19 protein-coding genes are annotated in these 20200 nt (G+C 67.0%); 8 read left to right on the top strand and 11 right to left on the bottom strand.

The genetic code is table 11. The annotated features are described in order from the left end of the window. The first annotated feature begins 2 nt into the window (after positions 1-2). Genes ACZYSP_RS17345 through ACZYSP_RS17310 form a run of 8 tightly spaced genes read left to right on the top strand, consistent with a single transcriptional unit; the run spans position 3 to position 9399 of the window. The gene (locus ACZYSP_RS17345) at positions 3-959 is read left to right on the top strand and encodes a tripartite tricarboxylate transporter substrate binding protein (RefSeq protein ID WP_093058993.1); all 957 of its coding nucleotides are present in this window, start codon (positions 3-5) and stop codon (positions 957-959) included. Then, a complete protein-coding gene (locus ACZYSP_RS17340) occupies positions 956-2242 on the top strand; it encodes a 3-isopropylmalate dehydratase large subunit (RefSeq protein WP_093078251.1) in 1287 nt (428 codons plus the stop codon). The genes ACZYSP_RS17345 and ACZYSP_RS17340 overlap by 4 nt, the downstream gene beginning before the upstream one ends. Next, entirely contained in the window at positions 2239-2760 is a 522-nt protein-coding gene (locus ACZYSP_RS17335) for a LeuD/DmdB family oxidoreductase small subunit (protein ID WP_093078250.1), read from the top strand. Before ACZYSP_RS17340 ends, ACZYSP_RS17335 begins: the two co-directional genes overlap by 4 nt. After that, positions 2753-4465: a hydantoinase B/oxoprolinase family protein gene (locus ACZYSP_RS17330; RefSeq protein WP_489015480.1), complete on the top strand. Its 1713-nt coding sequence runs from the start codon at positions 2753-2755 to the stop codon at positions 4463-4465. Before ACZYSP_RS17335 ends, ACZYSP_RS17330 begins: the two co-directional genes overlap by 8 nt. Continuing rightward, positions 4462-6516: a hydantoinase/oxoprolinase family protein gene (locus ACZYSP_RS17325; protein ID WP_093078247.1), complete on the top strand. Its 2055-nt coding sequence runs from the start codon at positions 4462-4464 to the stop codon at positions 6514-6516. The genes ACZYSP_RS17330 and ACZYSP_RS17325 overlap by 4 nt, the downstream gene beginning before the upstream one ends. Further along, positions 6513-7127 carry a cysteine hydrolase family protein gene (locus ACZYSP_RS17320; protein WP_489015478.1) on the top strand — a complete coding sequence of 205 codons (615 nt, stop codon included), beginning with the start codon at positions 6513-6515 and terminating at the stop codon, positions 7125-7127. Before ACZYSP_RS17325 ends, ACZYSP_RS17320 begins: the two co-directional genes overlap by 4 nt. After that, positions 7124-8539 carry an FAD-dependent oxidoreductase gene (locus tag ACZYSP_RS17315; protein WP_489015476.1) on the top strand — a complete coding sequence of 472 codons (1416 nt, stop codon included), beginning with the start codon at positions 7124-7126 and terminating at the stop codon, positions 8537-8539. Before ACZYSP_RS17320 ends, ACZYSP_RS17315 begins: the two co-directional genes overlap by 4 nt. Then, on the top strand, positions 8536-9399 hold the full coding sequence (locus tag ACZYSP_RS17310; protein ID WP_489015474.1) for an isocitrate lyase/PEP mutase family protein: 864 nt from the start codon (positions 8536-8538) through the stop codon (positions 9397-9399). The genes ACZYSP_RS17315 and ACZYSP_RS17310 overlap by 4 nt, the downstream gene beginning before the upstream one ends. 1 nt (position 9400) lies before the next feature. On the opposite strand, the gene ACZYSP_RS17305 is transcribed toward ACZYSP_RS17310, so the two are convergent. The 11 genes from ACZYSP_RS17305 to ACZYSP_RS17255 form a co-directional block, all read right to left on the bottom strand. After that, a complete protein-coding gene (locus ACZYSP_RS17305; protein WP_489015472.1) occupies positions 9401-10312 on the bottom strand; it encodes an acyltransferase domain-containing protein in 912 nt (303 codons plus the stop codon). Beyond that, positions 10309-11184, bottom strand: a complete 876-nt coding sequence (gene mdcB / locus ACZYSP_RS17300) for a triphosphoribosyl-dephospho-CoA synthase MdcB (protein WP_489015470.1) — start codon at positions 11182-11184, stop codon at positions 10309-10311. The genes ACZYSP_RS17305 and mdcB overlap by 4 nt, the downstream gene beginning before the upstream one ends. Continuing rightward, the gene (mdcG, locus tag ACZYSP_RS17295; protein WP_093078240.1) at positions 11181-11867 is read right to left on the bottom strand and encodes a malonate decarboxylase holo-[acyl-carrier-protein] synthase; all 687 of its coding nucleotides are present in this window, start codon (positions 11865-11867) and stop codon (positions 11181-11183) included. Before mdcG ends, mdcB begins: the two co-directional genes overlap by 4 nt. A 9-nt stretch (positions 11868-11876) precedes the next feature. Next, positions 11877-12578, bottom strand: coding sequence for a biotin-independent malonate decarboxylase subunit gamma (locus ACZYSP_RS17290; RefSeq protein WP_093078238.1), 702 nt, complete (start codon positions 12576-12578; stop codon positions 11877-11879). Then, positions 12575-13471 carry a biotin-independent malonate decarboxylase subunit beta gene (locus tag ACZYSP_RS17285; protein ID WP_093078237.1) on the bottom strand — a complete coding sequence of 299 codons (897 nt, stop codon included), beginning with the start codon at positions 13469-13471 and terminating at the stop codon, positions 12575-12577. Before ACZYSP_RS17285 ends, ACZYSP_RS17290 begins: the two co-directional genes overlap by 4 nt. Next, complete coding sequence (gene mdcC / locus ACZYSP_RS17280; protein WP_371258829.1) at positions 13468-13797, bottom strand: malonate decarboxylase acyl carrier protein; 330 nt, start codon at positions 13795-13797, stop codon at positions 13468-13470. The genes ACZYSP_RS17285 and mdcC overlap by 4 nt, the downstream gene beginning before the upstream one ends. Positions 13798-13809: 12 nt before the next feature. Next, positions 13810-15492, bottom strand: coding sequence for a malonate decarboxylase subunit alpha (gene mdcA, locus ACZYSP_RS17275; protein ID WP_093078234.1), 1683 nt, complete (start codon positions 15490-15492; stop codon positions 13810-13812). Between the two features lie 11 nt (positions 15493-15503). Beyond that, the gene (gene madM, locus ACZYSP_RS17270; RefSeq protein WP_093059033.1) at positions 15504-16268 is read right to left on the bottom strand and encodes a malonate transporter subunit MadM; all 765 of its coding nucleotides are present in this window, start codon (positions 16266-16268) and stop codon (positions 15504-15506) included. A 5-nt stretch (positions 16269-16273) separates the two neighbouring features. Beyond that, positions 16274-16690 (bottom strand): malonate transporter subunit MadL, encoded by a 417-nt coding sequence (gene madL, locus ACZYSP_RS17265; protein ID WP_093078232.1) that lies wholly within the window; start codon positions 16688-16690, stop codon positions 16274-16276. Between the two features lie 145 nt (positions 16691-16835). After that, entirely contained in the window at positions 16836-17750 is a 915-nt protein-coding gene (locus tag ACZYSP_RS17260) for a LysR family transcriptional regulator (RefSeq protein WP_093078231.1), read from the bottom strand. Positions 17751-18053: 303 nt separating this feature from the next. Continuing rightward, entirely contained in the window at positions 18054-20156 is a 2103-nt protein-coding gene (locus tag ACZYSP_RS17255; protein WP_489015466.1) for a type IV pilus secretin PilQ, read from the bottom strand. Positions 20157-20200 lie beyond the last annotated feature (44 nt).

Below are 20200 nucleotides of genomic sequence, written 5' to 3'. Positions count from 1 at the left end.
ACATGAAAAGACGCGACATCCTCCTCTCGTCGCTGGCCGCGGCATGGGCCGGCAGTGCCTTTGCACAGATCGGCAATGCTCCGGTGCGCATCCTCGTCGGCGCGCCCGCGGGCGGCTCGACCGACACGCTGGCACGCTCGCTCGCCGTCAGCATGGGCCCGGCACTCGGCCGCACGGTCATCGTCGAGAACCGGCCGGGCGCGGGCGGCAACATCGCCGCCGATGCGGTGGCCAAGGCTGCGCCCGACGGCAACACACTGCTGATGAGCTTCACCAGCCACGCGATCAACGCCACGCTCTACCCGACGCTGCCCTTCGACCCGGTGAAGGACTTCACCGCGCTCACCTGCGTGGCGACCTCGCCCTCGATCCTCGTCGCGCACCCGTCGGTGCCTGCGAAGGACGTGCGTGAACTCATTGCGCTCGCCAAGGCAAAGCCGGGCCAGCTCAACTTCGCGATCGGTGCGGTGGGCTCGTCGCTGCACATGGCGGGCGAGGCTTTCAAGATGCAATCGGGCGTGAACATCGTGAACATCCCCTACAAGGGCACCGCGCCCGCCGTGCAGGACGTGCTCGCCGGCCAGGTGCAGCTGATGTTCGCGGCCGTGGGCAACGTCAAAGCGCACATCCAGGCCGGCAAGCTCAAGGCGCTGGGCGTGACCACGGCGAAACGGCTGCCGGCCTTTCCGAATGTGCCGGCGATTGCCGAGGCGCTGCCCGGCTACGAATCGAGCGCGTGGTTCGGCCTCTTCGGCCCGGCCCGCATGCCTGCCGACCGCGTCAAGCAGATCGGCGACGCGGCGCGCCATGCGCTGCAGCAGGCCGACATGCGCCAGCGCCTCGATACCGAGGGCGCGATTCCGGTCGGCAACTCGTCCGAACAGTTCTCGGCCTTCGTGCAGAGCGAGATCGTGCGCTGGGCCGAGGTCGTCAAGTTCTCGGGAGCCAAGCCGGAATGACATCGATGGCTCCAACCCGCGCGCCAGCCCTGACCCTGGCGCAGAAGCTCATCGCACGCGCGAGCGGACGCGAGCGGGTGTCGGTGGGCGAGATCGTGACCTGCGGCGTCGACATGGCGATGTTCCACGACTCCTCGGGCCCGCGCCGGCTGCAGCCGATGCTGGAAGAGCTCGGCGCGCAGATCTGGGACCGCTCGCGCGTGGTGCTCGTCATGGACCATTACGTGCCCGAGCGCGACGACGATTCGCGCCGCATCGTGCGCATCGCACGCGACTGGGCGCGCGACCAGAAGCTGCCGCACGTGTACGACAGCCAGGGCATCTGCCACGTGGTGGTGCCGCAGCACGGCCACATCCGACCCGGCATGCTGTGCGTGGGGGGCGACTCGCACTCGCCCACGGGCGGCGCTTTCGGCGCCTACATGTTCGGCATCGGCAGCACCGAGATGCTGGGCGTTATGGTCACCGGCGAAATCTGGCTGCGCGTGCCCGAGACCATCCGCATGTGGTGGGACGGCGCGCTGCCCGCGGGCGTGACCGCCAAGGACATGATGCTGCACATGATCGGCCGCTTCGGCATGAACGGCGGGCGCTACCAGGCGGTCGAGTTCGCCGGGCCTGCGGTCGCTGCGCTGTCGATGCAGGAGCGCATGACGCTCTCCAACATGAGCGCCGAACTCGGCGCGCAGGCCGGATTGATCGCGCCCGATGCGACCACGGCGCAATTCCTGGCCGAGGCCGGCGCGCCGCCAGTGGACATGGCGCCCTGGTTCACCGACGACGATGCCGCGCTCACGGACCACCGCTTCGATGCATCCACGCTCGAACCGTACATCGCTGCACCGCACAGCCCGGCCAACGCCCACGGCGTGAGCCGGTACGTGGGCACGCGCGTCGACGTGGCCTACATCGGCGCCTGCACCGGCGCCAAGCTGGACGACCTTCGCGCCGCCGCGCAGGTGCTGCGCGGCCACAAGGTGGCGAGCGGTATCCGTCTCATCGTGGCGCCCGCCAGCCTGCGCGACCAGGAGCAGGCGCGCGAGGAAGGCGTGCTGCAGGTGCTGATGGATGCCGGCGGCGAACTTTTCCCGACGGCCTGCGGCGCTTGCTCGGGCTACGGCGACCCGATGGGCGACGACATCACCGTCATCTCGACCACGGCGCGCAACTTCAAGGGCCGCATGGGCTCGCCGACTGCACAGGTCTACCTGGGCTCGCCCTACACGGTGGCGGCGGCCGCATTGCGCGGCTGCGTGACCGATCCGCGCGAGGTGCTTGCATGAGCGCAACCAAAGCGACGCACCGCGTCTGGCGCCTGGGCGCCGACATCGACACCGACCTGCTCGCGCCGGGCCATGCCATGAAGCATGGCATCGACATCATCGCGAAGCACTGCCTCGAAGCCATCCGCCCCGACTTCGCCGCCGGCGTGCAGCGCGGCGACGTGCTGGTGGCCGGGCCCAACTTCGGCATCGGCTCCTCGCGCGAGCAGGCCGCCGCCGTGCTGGTGCACCTGGGCGTGACGGCGGTCATCGCGCCCTCGTACAGCGGCCTGTATTTCCGCAATGCCTTCAACGTGGGCCTGCTGCTGCTGACCTGCGCCGAGGCCGAGACCTTGAGCGAAGGCGAGCAGATCGCCTTCGACACCACGGTTCCCGAGATCGTCGCACCCGGCCGCGGGCGCCTGGCCTGCGAGCCGGTGCCCGGATTCCTCATGGACATGGTCCGCGCCGGCGGATTGATGAACCAGTTGCGCCAGCGCTCTGACCGCCCCGCCTTCAAGAAAGCCCCCGATGCATGATCCTTCTTCCGCCACAACCCTCGACCCCGTCACGCTCGCCGTCCTGCGCGGCCGTCTCGAACAGGTGGCCGATGAGATGGACGCCACGCTCTACCGCAGCGCCTTCAATCCCATCATTGCCGAGGCGCACGATGCCTGCCACGGCCTGTACGACGCGGCGAGCGGCGACACGCTGGTGCAGGGCAAGTCGGGCCTGCCGGTGTTCGTCGGCGCCATGGCCTTCGCGGTGCGCGCCACCGCCAAGGCAGCCGAGCCGCGCGGCGGCATGAATGACGGCGACATCTGGATCAGCAACGACGCTTACGACGGCGGCACGCACGCCAACGACTTCAAGCTGGTGAAGCCCTTCTTTCGCAACGGCAAGCTCTACTGCTACATGGCCTCGGCTGCGCACTGGCACGACGTGGGCGGCGCGGTGCCGGGCAACTACAACCCGGCCGCCACCGAGTGCTGGCAGGAGGCCGTGCAGATTCCGCCGGTGCGCATCGTGCAGGGCGGCGTGCTCGATGCTGACGTACTCGCGATCCTGCAGGCCAACACGCGCCTGCCCGACAGCCTCTGGGGCGACCTGAACGGACAGCTCGCCGCGCTGGAGCTCGGCGAGAAGCGGCTGAACGGTTTGCTCGACGAGTATGGCGACGACCTGGTGCTCAACGCCCTCGGCGAGCTGCGCAGCCGCGCGCTGCGCCTGATGCGCTCGCACATCGCCTCGCTGCCCGACGGGCGCTACAGCTTCCAGGACGTGCTCGACAACGACGGCATCGTGAACGAGCCGCTGACCATCGCGCTCGACATGACGGTGGCCGGCGACCGGCTGCTGCTCGACTTCTCGCGCACCTCGCCACAATGCGCGGGGCCAGTGAACATCTCGCGCGCCACGGCGGTGGCCGCCTGCTACGTCGCGCTCAAGCACCTGTTCCCCGATGTACCCGCCAATGCCGGCGTGCTCGATGCGGTGGACTTCAACATTCCCGACAAGCTCGTGATCAGCTGCGAGCGCCCGCGTCCGGTCGGCGGCTACACCGAAACCATCCTGCGCATGATCGACGTGATCTTCAGCGCGGCGGCGCAGGCCGACCCGACGCGCGCGGTGGCGCAGGCCTACGGCACGATCAATGCGCTGTCGATCGCGGGCCACCGCAGCGACAAGGGCCGCGAAGGCCAGCGCTGGGTGATGTTCAGCTTCTTTGGCGGCGGCCATGGCGGCCACTCGGGCGGCGATGGGCTCTCGCACGGCAATGCGCCGATCTCGACCGCGACGATTCCGCCGCTCGAAATTCTCGAAGCCGCCTACCCGGTGCGCTTCACCGAATGGTCGCTGCGCGCCGATTCGGGCGGCGACGGCCGGCATCGCGGCGGCCTCGGCGCCGTCTACGAAATCGAGCTGCTGGAAAAAGACGCCGAAGTGTTCGTCTTCGGCGAGCGCGGCACCTCGCCGCCCAAGGGCATCGCGGGCGGCGGCGAAGGCGCGGTCAACAAGTTCAGCTACGAGAACGCGGGCGAGTGGCACACGCCGCCAATGGTGTCGAAGATGCGCGGCATCCAGCTCACGCGCGGCGAGCGCGTGCGGCTCGAAACGCCCGGCGGCGGCGGCTGGGGCAGCGCCGCCGAGCGGCCTGCGCAACAGCGCGAGGCCGACAGCGCGATGGGCTATGTGACAACCGGCACCCCCACCGGCGGCAGCAAGAAGAAGGCGTCCGAATGACTTCCACTGGTAAATCCCTTGTCGTCGGCGTCGATGTCGGCGGCACCTTCACCGACCTCTTCGTGCTCGACGAAGCGAACGGCACGGCGCGCATCGTCAAGGTGCCCTCCACGCGCGGCGAAGAAGCGCGCGGCTTCATGAACGGCGTGGCGCGCGTGGCCGACTCGGCCGCGGCCATCGCCACCATCGTGCACGGCACCACGGTGGGCACCAACGCGCTGCTCGAACGCAAGGTGGCGCGCACCGGCATCATCACCACGCGCGGTTTTCGCGACGTGCTGGAGATGCGCCGCCGCGACCGGCCCGAGACCTGGGGCCTGCGTGGCAGCTTCACACCGGTGGTGCCGCGCGACCTGCGCCGCGAAGTCGACGAGCGCGTGCTCGCCGACGGCACGCTGCACACCGCAGTCGATCTGGACCAGGTGCGCGCCGAAGCCCGCTCGCTGCTCGACGCCGGCTGCGAGGCCGTGTGCGTGTTCTTCATCAACACCTACGCGAACCCCGAGAACGAGCGCCTGGCCGTCGAGGCGGTGCGCGCGCTCTGGCCCAACCCGCACGTCACCTCGGCCAGCGAAGTGCTGCCCGAGATCCGCGAGTTCGAGCGCTGCTCGACCGCCACGCTCAATGCGGCGCTGCAGCCCGTGGTGGGCGGCTACCTCGAGCGGCTCGAATCCGACCTGCGCGGCCAGGGCTTTGCCGGCGAGCTGCTGGTGGTGCAGAGCAACGGCGGCGTGATGTCGCGGCAGACCGCGAGCGACCTGCCGGTGCGCACGGCGCTGTCGGGCCCGGCGGCCGGCGTGATCGCCTGCGCGGCCATTGCGCGCGCGGCGGGCTTTCCGAACGCGATCACCGGCGACATGGGCGGCACCTCGTTCGACGTGTCGCTGGTGGCGAACGGCGAAGCCGCATTGGCCGCGCAGACCGCGATCGAGTTTGGCATGGTGATCCGCTCGCCGATGATCCAGATCGAGACCATCGGCGCCGGTGGCGGTTCCATCGCCTCGGTGGATGCGAGCGGCATGCTGCAGGTCGGCCCCGAGTCGGCCGGCAGCGTGCCGGGGCCGGCCTGCTACGGGCGAGGCAACATGCGCCCGACGGTGACCGATGCGAACGTGCTGCTGGGCCGCATCGCCGCCGATCGCCCGCTGGGTGGAGGGCTGCTCGCGGCGCTGGATGCGCAGAAGTCGCGCCAGGCGATCGTGGAGCACGTCGCCCGGCCACTCGGCCTGGACGTGCATGCGGCCGCCGAAGCCATCCTCACCGTGGCCAATGCGCGCATGGCGGGCGCGATCCGCCTTGTGTCCATCGAACGCGGCCACGACCCGCGTCGCTTCGCCTACATGCCTTTCGGCGGTGGCGGTGCGCTGCATGTGTGCGCGATGATGCGCGAGGTGGGCGTCGCGACCGGCATCGTGCCGCGCTATCCCGGCGTGACCTCGGCCCTCGGCTGCGTGATCGCCGACATGCGCCACGACGCGGTGCAGACCCTCAACAAGCCTTTGACCGAGCTCGATGTGGGTGACCTGCAGCGCCGCATCGACGAGCTGGCCGCGAGTTGCCAGCAGCGCCTGGATTCATCGGGCGTGCGCTTCGACGAGGTGCGCGAGGTCATCGCACTCGACATGCTCTACGCGGGCCAGACGCACACGCTGCCTGTGGTGCTCGCCGACGCGGGCAAGGCGCCGATCACGGCCGCATCGATCCGCGTCGCATTCGAGGCCAGCTACACCGCCGCATTCGGCCGGGTGCTCGAAGGCATCCCGATCCGCGTGATGAACCTGCGCTATGCACGCATCGGCGTGCGACCGAAGTTCGACCTGAAGGTGCTGGCACCCGAAGGGCGAGGCAGCATCGTGCCGCTGGGCACGCAGCGCGTGTTCCACCACGGCCAGTGGCATGAGGCCGTGCGCTACGCGCGGCTCGAACTGCCAGTGGCTGCGCGCATCGAAGGCCCTGCAATCCTCGAACAGGCCGATACCACCGTGTGGCTCGAACCCGGATTCCACGCCGAGGTCGACGCGCACGGCAACCTTCTGGTGAGGCTGTCATGAGCACAGGCAAGACATTCGTTGCAGCGAAGACCGCGCTGGTCGTCATCGACCTGCAGAATGACTTTCTCGATGCCAACGGTGCCTATGCGCGCGGCGGCGACACCAATCCGCCGGCGCTGCTGCTGCCGGCGCGCGTGGTCGAGGTGGCGCGCGCACTCAAGGCGGCGGGTGGCCTCGTGGCCGCAAGCCAGTTCACACTGTGGCCGGACGCGGCCGGCGAGCCGATGGTGTCGCCGCACCTCAAGGCAATGCGCCCTTATCTGAAAAAGGGCGACTTCGCGCCCGGCAGCTGGGGCCAGGCGAACGTCGACGCGTTGACCGGGCTGGTCGACGTGACGGTGAGCAAGGTCGCGTACTCGGCCTTCTTCAACACACAGCTCGACTGGGTGCTGCGCCACGCCGGTATCGACACGGTGGCGGTCTGCGGCATCGTCACCAATGGCGGCGTCGCGAGCACCGTGCGCGATGCGCACATGCGCGACTATCGCACGCTGGTGCTGTCCGATGGGTGCGCGGCCTTCGGCGAAGAACGCCACCAGACCTCGTTGGCCGACATGCGCAACGTGGCCGAGGTGACGGACTGCGCGGCCTTCATCGCATCGCTCGCATGACGACAAAGCCTCCGCGCCACATCCGTCGCGCCGCGCAGGTCGAGGCCGAAGTGCACGTGCCGGTGGCCATCGTCGGCGGCGGTGCCTGCGGGCTCACGACCGCACTGATGCTGAGCGATGCGGGTGTGGCCTCCGTGGTGCTGGAGCGCGACGCGCTGCCGAGCGGATCGACCGCGCTGTCCTCCGGCTTCATCCCCGCGCCCGGCACTCGTGCGCAGCGAGCGCATGGCGTGCATGACGACAGCGCCGGGCGCTTCGCTGCCGACATCCAGGCCAAGGCCCATGGCCACGCCGCGCCTGCGCTGGTCGAGGCCTATGCGGCGTCCATCGGTCCGGCACTCGACGCGCTGCAGGAACGGCACGGCCTGCAGTGGATGCTGCTCGACGGCTTTCTCTATCCGGGTCACAGCGCACATCGCATGCATTCGCTGCCGCAGAAAACCGGTGCGTCGCTGATGGCGGCCTTGCAAGCGGCCGTCGAAGCGGCGGGCATTCCCGTGCTGACGCAAGCGTTGGTCGATACATTGGTACTCGATGCCGAAGACCGCGTGATCGGCGCCGACTACTTGCGCCCCGATGGCAGCCGCGAAACGCTGGCCTGCGATGCGCTGCTGCTCGCGTGCAATGGCTTCGGCGGCAATGCGGACATGGTCCGCGCGCTGCTGCCCGAGATGGCCGAAGCCACCTTCGGCGGTCACGCCGGCAACGACGGCAGCGCGATCCTGTGGGGCCAATCGCTGGGCGCACGTCTGCGCGACCTCGGAGGCTACCAGGGCCATGGCTCGTGGGTCACGCCGCAAGGGGCCCTGATGTCGTGGGCCGTGATGATGGAAGGCGGCGTACAGCTCAACTGCGAAGGCCGGCGCTTTCACGACGAGACGCTGGGCTACTCGGAGGCCGCGGTACACGTGCTCGCACAACCGGGCGGCATTGCCTGGAACGTGTTCGACACGCCGCTGCTCGCACTGGCGCGGGGCTTCCCCGACTTCTGCGAGGCTGAAGCGGCGGGCGCGTTGCGCCGCTGCGAATCGGTGGCTGCGCTGGCGGATTGCATCGGCTGCGAGCCTTCCGCGCTGCAAGGCACGTTCGACGCCATGCGCGCCAGCACGCCACCGCCCGATGGCCGCGTGTTCGCGCGCGCGCTCGAAGCGCCGTACTTCGCAGTGAAGGTCACGGGCGCGCTGTTCCACACCCAGGGCGGCCTCGACACCGCGCCCGACATGCGCGTGCTGCGGCACGACGGCACGCCCTTCGCCAACCTGTTCGCCGCCGGTGGCGCGGCGGGCGGTGTTTCTGGCGATGAGGTGTGGGGTTATCTCTCCGGCAACGGCCTGCTGAGCGCGGTGGCCGGAGGCTACATCGCGGCGCGCACCGCCGCTGCATTGATCCATTCGACGAAAGCGTCTCCATGACGAACCCTTCCTTCAAGACCCGGCTCGCGCGCCACGACATCGTGCTTGCGCCCGGCGTGTACGACGCGCTCAGCGCCCTCGTGGCCGAGCGGGCCGGTTTCGAGGCGCTCTACCTCTCGGGCGCCTCCATCGCCTACACGCGCCTGGGCCGCTCCGACGTCGGCCTCACCACCTACACCGAGGTGGCCGATACCCTGGCCCGCATCACCGAGCGCGTGAGCCTGCCGGTGATCGTCGATGCCGACACCGGTTTCGGCAACGCACTCAACACCCAGCGCACCGTGCGCGGCTTCGAGCGCGCGGGCGCGGCGATGGTGCAGATCGAAGACCAGACCTTTCCCAAGCGCTGCGGCCACCTCGACGGCAAGGCCGTGGTGCCCGAGCGCGAGATGGTCGGCAAGCTCAAGGCCGCGCTGGACGTGCGCACCTCGAGCGACACGCTGATCCTCGCGCGCACCGATGCGGTGGCGGTCGAAGGCCTAGAGGCCGCGCTCGACCGCGCCGAGGCCTACCTCGCCTGCGGCGTGGACGCGCTCTTCATCGAGGCGCTGCGCTCGCCCGAGCAAATGGACGCGGCCTGCCGGCGCTTCGGCGACCGGGTGCCGCTCCTGGCCAACATGGTCGAAGGCGGCAAGACGCCGATCCAGGACGCGGACGCGCTGCAGAAGCACGGCTTTCGCATCGCGATCTTTCCGGGCGGCACGGCGCGCGCGGTGGTGCACACGCTGCAGGGCTACTACGCGAGCCTGCACCAGCACCGCACCACGCAGCCGTGGCGCTCGCAGATGCTGGACTTCGAGGAACTCAACGAAGTGGTCGGTACACCAGATTTGATACGCAACGGGCAGAAGTACGAATGAGCTAAGCCGCTGTCATGCATTTCTGAACGTAGCGCGCAATGGCTTCCACGCTACGAAACTCGTCTACGGAGCGTGCTGGCGTATCGGCGTACCGGCCGCTCCACATGCGCGCCAGTGCCCGCCCTGGACCAATCTCGATCACGCATGCCACTCGTCGCCCGGCGATGCTTTCCATGCATTCGTCCCACCGCACTGCGTGATCGATCTGCCTGGCCAACGCGTGCTTGAGTTGAGGCGGCTCGGCAACGCGGCCCGCCGCATCGCTGAAGAGAGGAATTCCGGCAGCACGAAACGCCAGCGGCGCAATGTGCGCAGCAAAGCCCTGCGCCGCCGCAGCCATCCACCGCGTATGGGATGCCACCTGCACGTTGAGAAGCAAAGCGTGCGCGCCCTGGCGTTGCGCCGCTTCGACTGCGAGCGGCAGCACGACTTGCAGGCCCCCGAGCACAACGCTGTCGATGCCGTTTCTTATGGCGACGGCCAGATCGAATTCCTCGCACAGCCGTCCAAGCAGCGATTCGGTCACCCCGCTGACACCCATCAGGCCTGTGGAATTCGACTCACCAGCACAGTCCATCAGCGCTGCGCGGCGATGCGCCAACTCAAGGGCCGTGTTCGCATCGAAAACGCCAGCGACCGAGAACGCCGCCAGTTCGCCAACACTGTAGCCAGCCGCCGCCGCTGGCGCTGGAAGACATGGGGCAAGCTGGGCCCACGCAGCCAACGCCAGGCCTGTCAGCAGAACCTGGGCATTCGCATTGCACCCTGCCCAGACGGGATCTTTTACGCATGCTCTCCAGTCGTCGATGCCGAGCAACTGGTGCATGGCGTGCACCGTTTCATCATTCGCCAGCCAAGGCAGCATGTCGGGGTGCTGCATGCCCTGGCCCGAAAAGACGATGGCGTAGCTCATTCCGCCACGCCGCAGATGCGCTGCATCCAGCACGCTGCGGCCAGGGTATCTGCAGCGCCACCAGGCGACAGACGGAGCGCGACGAAGTCACGGTGAACCGCGTGTGCGGCTTCCATGCCCCCCTGCCCTGCTGCACCGCCCTTCGCAAGAAAATCGCGCGCTGCCTGCTGTGCGTTGCGCAGGCCCTGAATTCCGCCACGGTGCGCCAGGTTGCTGTCATCCAGTACAGCCATGACGGCGAACAATGTATCGACACGCGCCTGCTCCGGGCTCAGACCGCGCCGCACTGAACGAAAAAGTGTCGGAACGGCTGTGTCGAACAACACCGGAAATCCAAGCGCGGCCTCTTGCGATGCGCTTCGCAATCCATGGTGGCGGGCCGCGATGCCGCCTGGCAAAGTGGAAATGCGGTGGCTGCGGGCCTGCAACGCATCGCCCCAATGCCGACGCAATGCAGTCCGCAATGCGGCTGGACGCGCCGGCTCGCCATCGCGCCGCGCCGCGCCGGCAGCGGCACAGAGCAGGCCCAAGGTAAAGACGGCGCCACGGTGTGTGTTCACGCCACCCGTCGCCTCCAACATCCGCGCCTCCGCGGCAATTCCACAAGCTTCCAGTGCCTTGAAAGGTGCATGCGCCTGGCCCAACTCAGCGATCTGCACGAAGTAGTGCCGCAGCGCGATGAGGCTTCGCATGAAGGTGTGTGCGTCCATGTCGTCATGACTGCCGTTGTCGACGAAGGACACCAGTCCTGGCTTCGGTGCCAACGCCAGCTCGTCGTACAGCGCCAGCGTTGCCGCGCAGCCGATTGCATACGATGAAGGCGGCGAAGAGAACGCTGTCGAGATGAGGGCGAGAGGTAGCGCAGTGCTCATGCCGCAAGACCCATCTCTTGACTGTCTTCGGGCACGAAGGCGTTTGTCTCCAGGCGGGCACCGCACACGTGCTTCACCAGCACGCTGCGCGAATGGCCGGCCCGCCAGGCGCTCCACTCGCGCCAATTGACTGCGCTGCCGTCGCGAAAGACAAGTTCGCCATCAAGCCGCAACCGCCCGGGTGCCTGGGCCTGCAGACAGGCAGCCACGAAGTCTGCGTGGCGTGCATCGTCGACTGCAATCCACAAGTCCAGATCGGATCCCGGGTGCACGTACCGCAAGCCCGTGAGTTGTTGCCAACCATAGCTGCCGTAGGCGCGCACCTGGACGCGCTCCATTTCGAACGCTGTCGCCAACCTGTGCCAGGCCGCGCGCGCATCGCGCGGCAGCAAATGCAGCACCTCGTGTGCGCGCGGAAATTCACCGAAGCACAGGATGGCCGAACGCGGCACCTGCAAGCCGAGCCGGCGGCGGCCCCAGTGAGTTGGCGCGGGAAGGCCGAGCGAGACAGTTTCCTCGTGAGCGGTCGCAAGCTCGTGCTGTCGTGTCACGACGAGCGGAAGGCCTCGCTCTGCCCAGTGCGCGATGCACGCCTTGCCCTCGCAGTCCCATGGGCGGGCCAGCACTTGCGTCCAGCCCTGGGCGGACAGGTGAGCGAGCCGATGGCGGCGCAGCAGCTTCATGCCAACACCTCAGGCAGCATCGAGCACACGTTGCGCCACGTCGGCGGCGAGCTTGCGGCCGCCGCGCAAGGCGCCATCCCTGGCACGTCGGTCCTCACCTGTCGCTTCGGACAACGCAGCACGCAATGCCTCCTGCAGATTGCCCTCCCAGAGGGCGCGCACTCCGCCCATGGCCACGTAGTTGCCGACACCGGGCGCAAACACAGGATTCGATTCGGAAAGCTCAGTGAGCATGGCCTCCGGCAACTTGGTCACGCGTGCCATCGCAGGGATGCGCATGACACGGATTTCCGCCTCAGGCAGCGCATCGCAGGCATCGGCGATCAGTCCCGAGGTGATGAAGCCGCCCGACAACGCCTGGTCGTACACCAGTCCAATCACTCGATGCCCATTCCGCCGCGCAAGGTCGATGCACATACCGAGGTGTGCCATGGCGCGATTGATACCGAGCAATTCGTCGCGTCGGCGCAGCCGCTGGCCCTGGGTATCGATGAGCAGCAGGATCGGTCGACCCGGATGCTGCGAGATCGTGTCAAGCACCACGCGGGCTTGCGCCAACGCGAGCCGAACGCCGATCGAAGCATGATTCGTTGTCCCGATGACCGTGAGCAACTCGCCCTCGAACAAGACCTCCCCCTGGAGAAAATCGCCGGCCTCACGCATGCCGTGGAAAGGGCCGAAAAGTTGCGTGACCAACGTGTTCCATTTCATCTTTGTGCCTCCGTGGCCACGCGCAAGGCATGCATGGCGGCCACGTCAATGTCGGGAATGCGCTGCGCATCGGCCACGCCCAGGCGCTGCCAGAGCGCCATTGCGTCGTCCAGGTCATCGCTGGGTGGCGGCATATCGCGCAAGCGCGCACTCAGCAGCGCGTGTTCGGCCTCCAGCAATGCCGGCGTGACCGGCTTCGCGGCCGAGAGCGCGCAGATGGCCGCCTCGCGGAAGGCCTGCACATCGTCTTCGACGAGCTCGTCGCAATCGCCTGTCAGCCAACGGTGTTTGCCGCCGGTGGTACGCCACACCAGGGCGCGGTCGCGCGAATCGAACTCCTCCACACCAAAGGAAGCCTCGATCACCTCGGGGCCGGACATGGCCAGCCGGCCGCTGTCGCTCATCACGATGTAGTCGGTGCAGCGCGCGACGATGCCCATGCCGCCGAAGCAACCGTTCGCGCCGCCGATCAGCGTGATCACAGGGATGCCCGCCGCACGCACGTCGAGCACCGAACGCATCACCTCCGACACTGCAATCAGGCCGGCATTGGCTTCGTGCAGCCGCACTCCACCGGACTCGGCCAGCAGCAGCACCGCCGTTGGCCGATCGCGCAGTGCGCGCTGCAGCAGGCCCACGAGCTTGGCGCCATGCACCTCGCCAACGCCGCCGCCCATGAAGGCGCCCTCCTGCGCGGCAACGAAAACCGTGCGGCCGGCCAATGTGGCGCGGCCGATCGCAACGCCATCGTCGAAAGCACAGGGCACACCCAGTTGGGCAAGGTGCGGGCTGGTCAGCCGCTCGGACGGCGGCAGCCACTCGTGGAAGCTGCCCGCATCCAGCAGAAGGGCCAGGCGCTCGCGCGCCGTGCATTCGGCATAGCTGAGGCTCATGACGATGCTTCCGGCAGTTCGGCCACGGCCTGGCCGAGCCGCAGGCCCACCACTGCGGGGGTGGCGCCCATGTCATTGATCGAGATGCGGATGCCTCCGAGCGGATGCCGCTCGTGGAAGTCCGCCAGCACGGCCCGCCAGATGGGTTCGAAGCCGCGCGCCGAGGTCTCGATGCGCACGGTGCAGTCATCGCCGGCAGCGCTCTCGAGCATCACCTCGAGGTTGCCCGAGCCGACCACGCCGACCAGGACTGGCGCAAAGGTGTCCGCGATGCGCTGCCCGGGGAAGGAAAAGTCCAGGATTTCGAGTCCTGCTGGAATGCTCATGATGGTTGTTTCCTACCAGTTCCTGAATCGTTGGGGCGGCTGGTACAGCCCGCCCGAGGCGCGAACGATGTCGCGCATGCTGCGTGCGGCCAGAAGGTTGCGCGTGGCGTCGCGCGGGTCGATGCCCAGATCCTCCGGCCGGCGAATCACGCCGCGGTCGCGCAGGTTCTCCACTGCGCGCTTGTCGCGCCCCAGCCCGACCGCCGTGTAGCCCGCTACGCCTCGGATCGCCTGCTCGCGCTCTGCATCGTTGCGGCACAACAGCAGGTTGGCGATGCCTTCCTCGGTAAGGATGTGGCTCACGTCGTCGCCGTAGATCATGATCGGCGGCAGTTCCATGCCCGACTGTTCCGCCAACTGCCATGCGTCCAGCCGGTCGACGAAGGCGGGCTGCATGTGCTCGCGGAAGGTTTCGACCATCTGCACCACCAGCTTCTGGCCACGCGGCGTGCCGGCCGCGCCGCCGCGGCCCGCGCGCGCTTCCTGGCCCGCCTTGAGCCAGGCCGGGCTCGTGTGGCGGCGACCGCGCGCGTCGGCGCCCATGTTGGGCGCACCGCCGAAGCCCGCAATGCGTCCCAGCGTGGCGGTCGAGCTGTTGCCGTCGAGGTCGATCTGCAGCGTCGACCCGATGAAGAGGTCGCAGGCGTAGTGCCCTGCGGCCTGGCAGAACGCGCGGTTGCTGCGCAGCGACCCGTCCGGGCCGGTGAAGAACACGTCGGAGCGCGCGCGGATGTAGTCCTCCATGCCCAGCTCGGAGCCGAAGGAATGCACCGATTCGACCCAGCCTGCCTCGATCGCCGGAATCAGCGCGGGATGCGGGTTGAGCGCCCAGTGCTTGCAGATCTTGCCCTTGAGGCCGAGCGACTCGGCATAGGTCGGCAGCAGCAGTTCGATCGCTGCCGTGTCGAAGCCGATGCCGTGGTTCAGGCGCTGCACTCCGTATTCGGCGTAGATGCCCTTGATCGCCATCATGGCCATCAGCACCTGAATCTCGCTGATCTGCGCCGGGTCGCGCGTGAACAAAGGCTCGATGAAATTGGGGCGCGGCGCTTTCACCACGAAGCTCACCCAGTCCGCCGGTATGTCGATGCGCGGCAGCGTGGTGGTGCGGCCATCCACCAGCTCGTTGACCTGCGCGATCACAATGCCGCCGGAAAAAGCGGTGGCTTCGACAATGGCGGGAGTGTCCTCGGTGTTGGGGCCGGTGTAGAGGTTCCCCTCCGCGTCCGCGGCATGGGCCGCCACCAACGCCACGCGTGGCGTGAGGTCGACGAAGTAGCGCGCGAAAAGCTCCAGGTAGGTGTGGATCGCGCCGATCTCGATGCGCCCGGCCGACACCAGCTTGGCCAGGCGCGCGCCCTGCGGCCCCGAGAAGCTGAAGTCCAGCCGGCTCGCCACGCCGTTTTCGAACAAGTCCAGGTGTTCGGGCAGCGCGAGCACCGACTGCACCATGTGCAGGCCGTGCACCCGCGCCGTGTCGACCTGCACCAGCGCTCGGGCCAGAAAGTCGGCCTGCTTCTGGTTGTTGCCTTCCAGGCAGACCCGGTCGCCCGGCTCCAGCACGGCCTCCAGCAGCGTGCCAATCGCTTCGGTGGCCACCAGCTTGTCCTGGCGCTGCGTGCCAAGCGCCTGCGCGGCGCGGGCCAACCGGCCCGCGCGGTTTTCGGTCCTGGTGTTCCAGTTCATGCGATCCATTCGTCCATTCCTCAACCCATCACCGCCTTGACGGCAAAAAACAGCACGGATGGGCCCAGAAGGCAGCCCAGTCCGGTATGGAAAGTAGCGACCAGCGCACCGTAGGGCACCAGCTTGCGATCGGTGGCCGCGAGGCCGGCCGACACGCCGCTCACAGTGCCGGCAAGGCCGCCGAAGACCATCGCCGAGCGCGGCGTCTTCAGGCGCAGGAAGCGTGCGGCCATCGGGGTGCCGACCATCACGAGGATGGCCTTGACCAGGCCGGTCGCGATGCTCAGCGCCATCACGTCGGGGCTGGCACCGATGGCCGCCCCCGTGACGGGGCCCACGATGTAGGTGACGGCCCCGGCGCCGATCGTTGTCATGCTGACCGCGTCGGAGTAGCCGAAGCTCCAGGCGATCGCCGCGCCCACTACAAAAGGCAGCAGCGTCCCGAGCAACAGCGAGATCACTCCGATGAGCCCCGCCTGGCGAGCTTCGGTCACCTGCACTTCAAAGGCCGTGGCAACAATCGCGAAATCGCGCAGCATGGCCCCGCCCATCAGGCCGATGCCTCCAAACAGCGACATATCGGCCAGGCCTTTGTGGCCCCCGGTCCGGGTGCCGCCCCAATAGGCGAGGATCAGTCCGATCACGATGGCGATGGCCGATCCGTGCACGCGCCCGAAAGTCAGGCGGCGCGAGATCTGGCCGGAAAGCAGCACGATCAGCCCCACGACCATGAAGGCGCTGACCAGGCCGTTCTGCAAGGCCGCTTTTTCGAGGATTTCAAGCATGGCGCTCATTCCGCCTCGTTGAGAAGAGGGTTGTCGTTGCGCACTGGCTCGGCCTGCGAGCTGGCGACCGGATGCTCCATGCGATTGATCAGCGAGATCACCACCGCGCAGACGGCAACGGCCGCCAGTGCCGAAAGTAGTGCGACGGGTCCACCGCGCAACGCGGAAACCATGTCCTGCTGCGCCGCCATGGCGACCACCACCGGGATGTACATGGCGCCCCAGTACTCCACGCCCAGTTCGGTCAGCTTGGGCAGGACGCCCTTCCTGTGCATGTAGATGCGCGCCGTGATGAGCAGCAGCATCGCGATGCCCACGCCGCCGACGTTGGTCTTTACGCCCAGCGCCTGACCCAGCAGGTCGCCTAGAAAAATGCCCAGCAGATGGCACAAGGCCAGCAGCGCGGTGCCGTAGATGATCATGGGTTATGTCTCCGGAGTGACGGCGCGCGAGGGGCGCTGTTCCTGGAGACGTACGGTATCGGCTTGCCCGGCCGCAATCAATTAACGGCAGTCGACGACAGTTACTCTCAGCGAAACGATCGAGGGTGCCAATGCGATGGCGCGCTCAGGCCAGTTCGGCTCTGGCGCTCCTGCATACCGCGAGCAGCGCAAGTAGGTTCGGGTCGCGCTCGCGTGTACGCAGGAAGCTGACTCCCAAGGTCTGGCGCATCAGGTACTTGGGCGCCAGCGGAATCAGTTGGACCTTCTGCGAGAACAGGTCGCGCACGCGCCCTGGCAGCAGCGTGTAGCCAATGCCACCGCTGACCAGGTTCATCAGCGAGAAGATGTCGCCGGTCTTCATCACCACGTTGGGAGTGAAGTTCGCCACCCGAAAGGCCTCCACGAACCCGTTGTAGGTAGCGAACCCCTCCTTGAGGCTGACGAATTTCTCGTCGGAACATTCGCTCAGATCGACGCAATCGAGCGTGGCGAAGCGCGATCCCATAGGGGCCGCGAAGTAGATGTCGTCTTCGAACAGCGGCTCCGAAACGATGTCGCCAGCCTCTTCCGGGACCGCCATCAGCGCCGCATCGACGGCGCCGTCGCGAATTTTCTGCAGCAGATCCGCGTTGGAGCCGAGTACGAGCTCGGTCTCAAGGCTGGGCTTGCGCACCTTCATGTGGACGAGGACCGCGGGCACAGTGCGGATGGTCAGCGAGTAGAGCGACCCGATGCGGATGCGATCGGCCGAGTAGCCGGCGACCTCGCGCGTGGAGCGGATGCCCGCGGACATGGTGTGCAGCACCTCACGCGCCACTTCGGCCAGCGCATGCGCGGCTTCGGTGGGATGAAGATTGCGACCCTCATGACGAAACAGCGCGCAGCGCACGCCGACTTCCAGAGAGTGCAAGGCACGGTGAACGCTCACCGTGCTGACCTCGAGCCGCTCGGCCGCGCGCGCAAGATTGCCGGTTTCCATGAACGCAATCAGCGTCTCAAGCTTGCGGAAAGTGATTTCTTCGTCGACACGGGCGTGCATGATGGTCTCGCAGATCAGTCCACATCCTAGCCCTTTGGTGCGCTCGGCCGGCCTGGCGCTCCAAGGACGCGGGCGTGCAGTGAACTTTTTGGCCCCCTCGGAGTACGCACCGGAGGCAAAGTTGATGGCATGGCCGCGCCGGGCGTTCGTTCGAAGGATCGGCATTCACGCTGGAGAGGTCGTGATGTTCATCGAACCGCTGCCTGCTTGCGCCATGCCGTCCGAACCAAAGTACAGGACGCATCGATGCACAGGGCCAGGTGACTGCCGACATGAATTTCTCGCACCTACATCGCATCGCGGCTAGCGGGCCGCATTCCGATCGGTAATCATCTTCGGGGTGATGAAGATCAGCAGTTCGCTCTTCTTGACCTCGCGGGTGCGCGATCGGAACAGCACTCCGACATAGGGCAATTCGCCGAGTACCGGTATCCGTGACTCGTCGTTCGTTTCCGACAGTTCGAAGATCCCGCCGATCACGACAGTCCCTCCGTTTTCTACGAGCACTTCGGTCTGAACGTGCTTCGTGTTGATGGCGTAGCCCGCAGTGGTCGACTGGCCGACGGAATCCTTGTTCACATCCAGCGTCAGGATGATGTTTCCTTCTGGCGTGATCTGCGGTGTGACCTCGAGCCTGAGATTCGCCTTCCTGAAGGAGACCGAGGTCGCACCGCTCGACGTGGCAGACTGGTAAGGAAGTTCAGTCCCCTGTTCGATCAGGGCCTTGGTTTGGTCGGCCGTGACGACCCGAGGGCTCGCCACGACCTTGCCCTTGCCGTCTTCTTCCAGCGCGGATATTTCCAGATTCAGGATCTTCGACATGCTGGAGTTGTAGAGCGAAACCGCGAAGGTTCCCGTGGAAGTGCCACTGGAACTGCTGGCCGGCAGGTTGACGAAGTTGCTGCTGGAGGTCGACGAGTACGACACGGTGCCGTCGCTGCTCGTCGTCGCCTGGGTGCCGATCGAACTGTTGCTGCCCTTGGACGATCCACCCAGCTTGACGCCCAGCGATTTGCTGAAGGTGTCCGATGCCTCGACGATGCGCGCCTCGATCAGTACCTGTCGCACCGGCACATCGAGCTTCTGGATCAGCTCGGCGACCTGCTGAAGCCGCGAGGGGATGTCCGAGACAAAGAGCTGGTTGGTGCGCGCCTCGGCGATCACACTGCCGCGCGGACTCAGGATGCGTGTGGGCGTACCCGATCCGCCTCCCCCACCGCTACCGCTACCGCTACCCGTCAGGCCTTGCACAAGGGTCGCGGCCTTGGTGTAGTTCAGCTGAAACGACTGGGTACGAATCGGCTCCAGGCCCTGTATGGTGGCCTGCGCTTCGAATTCGAGCTTTTCCTTGGCATTGATTTCATCCTTGGGCGCGATCCACAGCACGCCGCCGTTCTTGCGCACGCCCAGGTTCTTCGCCTGCAAGATGATGTCCAGGGCCTGGTCCCAGGGCACGTCCTTCAGCCGCAGCGTCAGTGCGCCGCTCACCGAGTCCGAGGTCACGATGTTGAAGTTCGTGAAGTCGGCGATCACCTGCAGCAGCGAGCGGATATCGATGTTCTGGAAGTTCAGCGAAAGCTTCTCGCCGCTGTAGCTCACGCCCTGCGTGAGCTTGGTCGGATCGATCTTGCGCGGGCGCACTTCCACGACGAACCGGTTCTCGCTCTGGTAGGCGCTGTGCTCCCAGTCGCCCTTGGGCTCGATGGTCATGCGCACGCGATCATCCGATTGCTGCACCGTCACCCACTGGACGGGGGTGCCGAAATCCGCCACGTCCATGCGGCGGCGCAAACCTTCGGGCAGCGTGGACTTGGTGAATTCGACGACCAGGTTCTTGCCTTGCTGCCGAATGTCTACGCCCACCTGGCTGTTGGCCAGATCGACGATCACGCGGCCGGCGCCGTCCGAGCCCAGGCGGAAGTCAACGTCGCGCAGCGGCAAGGTGTCCCTGCTGCGGTTCTCCGCAAAGGTGGAAGACATGGGCGCGTTGAGCGCCGCACCGGCGACAGGACCGAGTGACACGAGCAGCGATTGGCCCTGAACCTGGGTCGTGTAGGTCGTTGCCTGTTTGAGATTCAGCACCAGGCGCGTGCGCTCGCCGGCCTGCGCCACGTTGACGGAGCGCAGATTGCCCTGGTTGATTTCGATGGGCGCGCGGCCAACGCCGTTCGTGACGCCGGGAAAGTCAAGGGCGATGCGTGCAGGCGACTGGATGGTGAAACCCGTCGGCGCCGTGGCAAGCGGCTGGGAAAAATCGATGCGGATGACCTCTGCACCGGATTGCACCGAAGACGTGACCGATTCGATCACGTTTTGCGTCTGGGCTGCTGCTGCGCCTCCCCACACGCAGAGCAGCAGACATGCGGTACGCAGCCATCGCGCGATGGCAGATTGTTGTTCGTTCACGTTGGGCCTTTTGTTGCTGCAGCGATCGGGAAAAAGTTGATCAG

It is taken from the genome of Variovorax sp. F042, from assembly GCF_057814215.1.
This window is presented reverse-complemented; position numbering and strand designations above follow the sequence as displayed.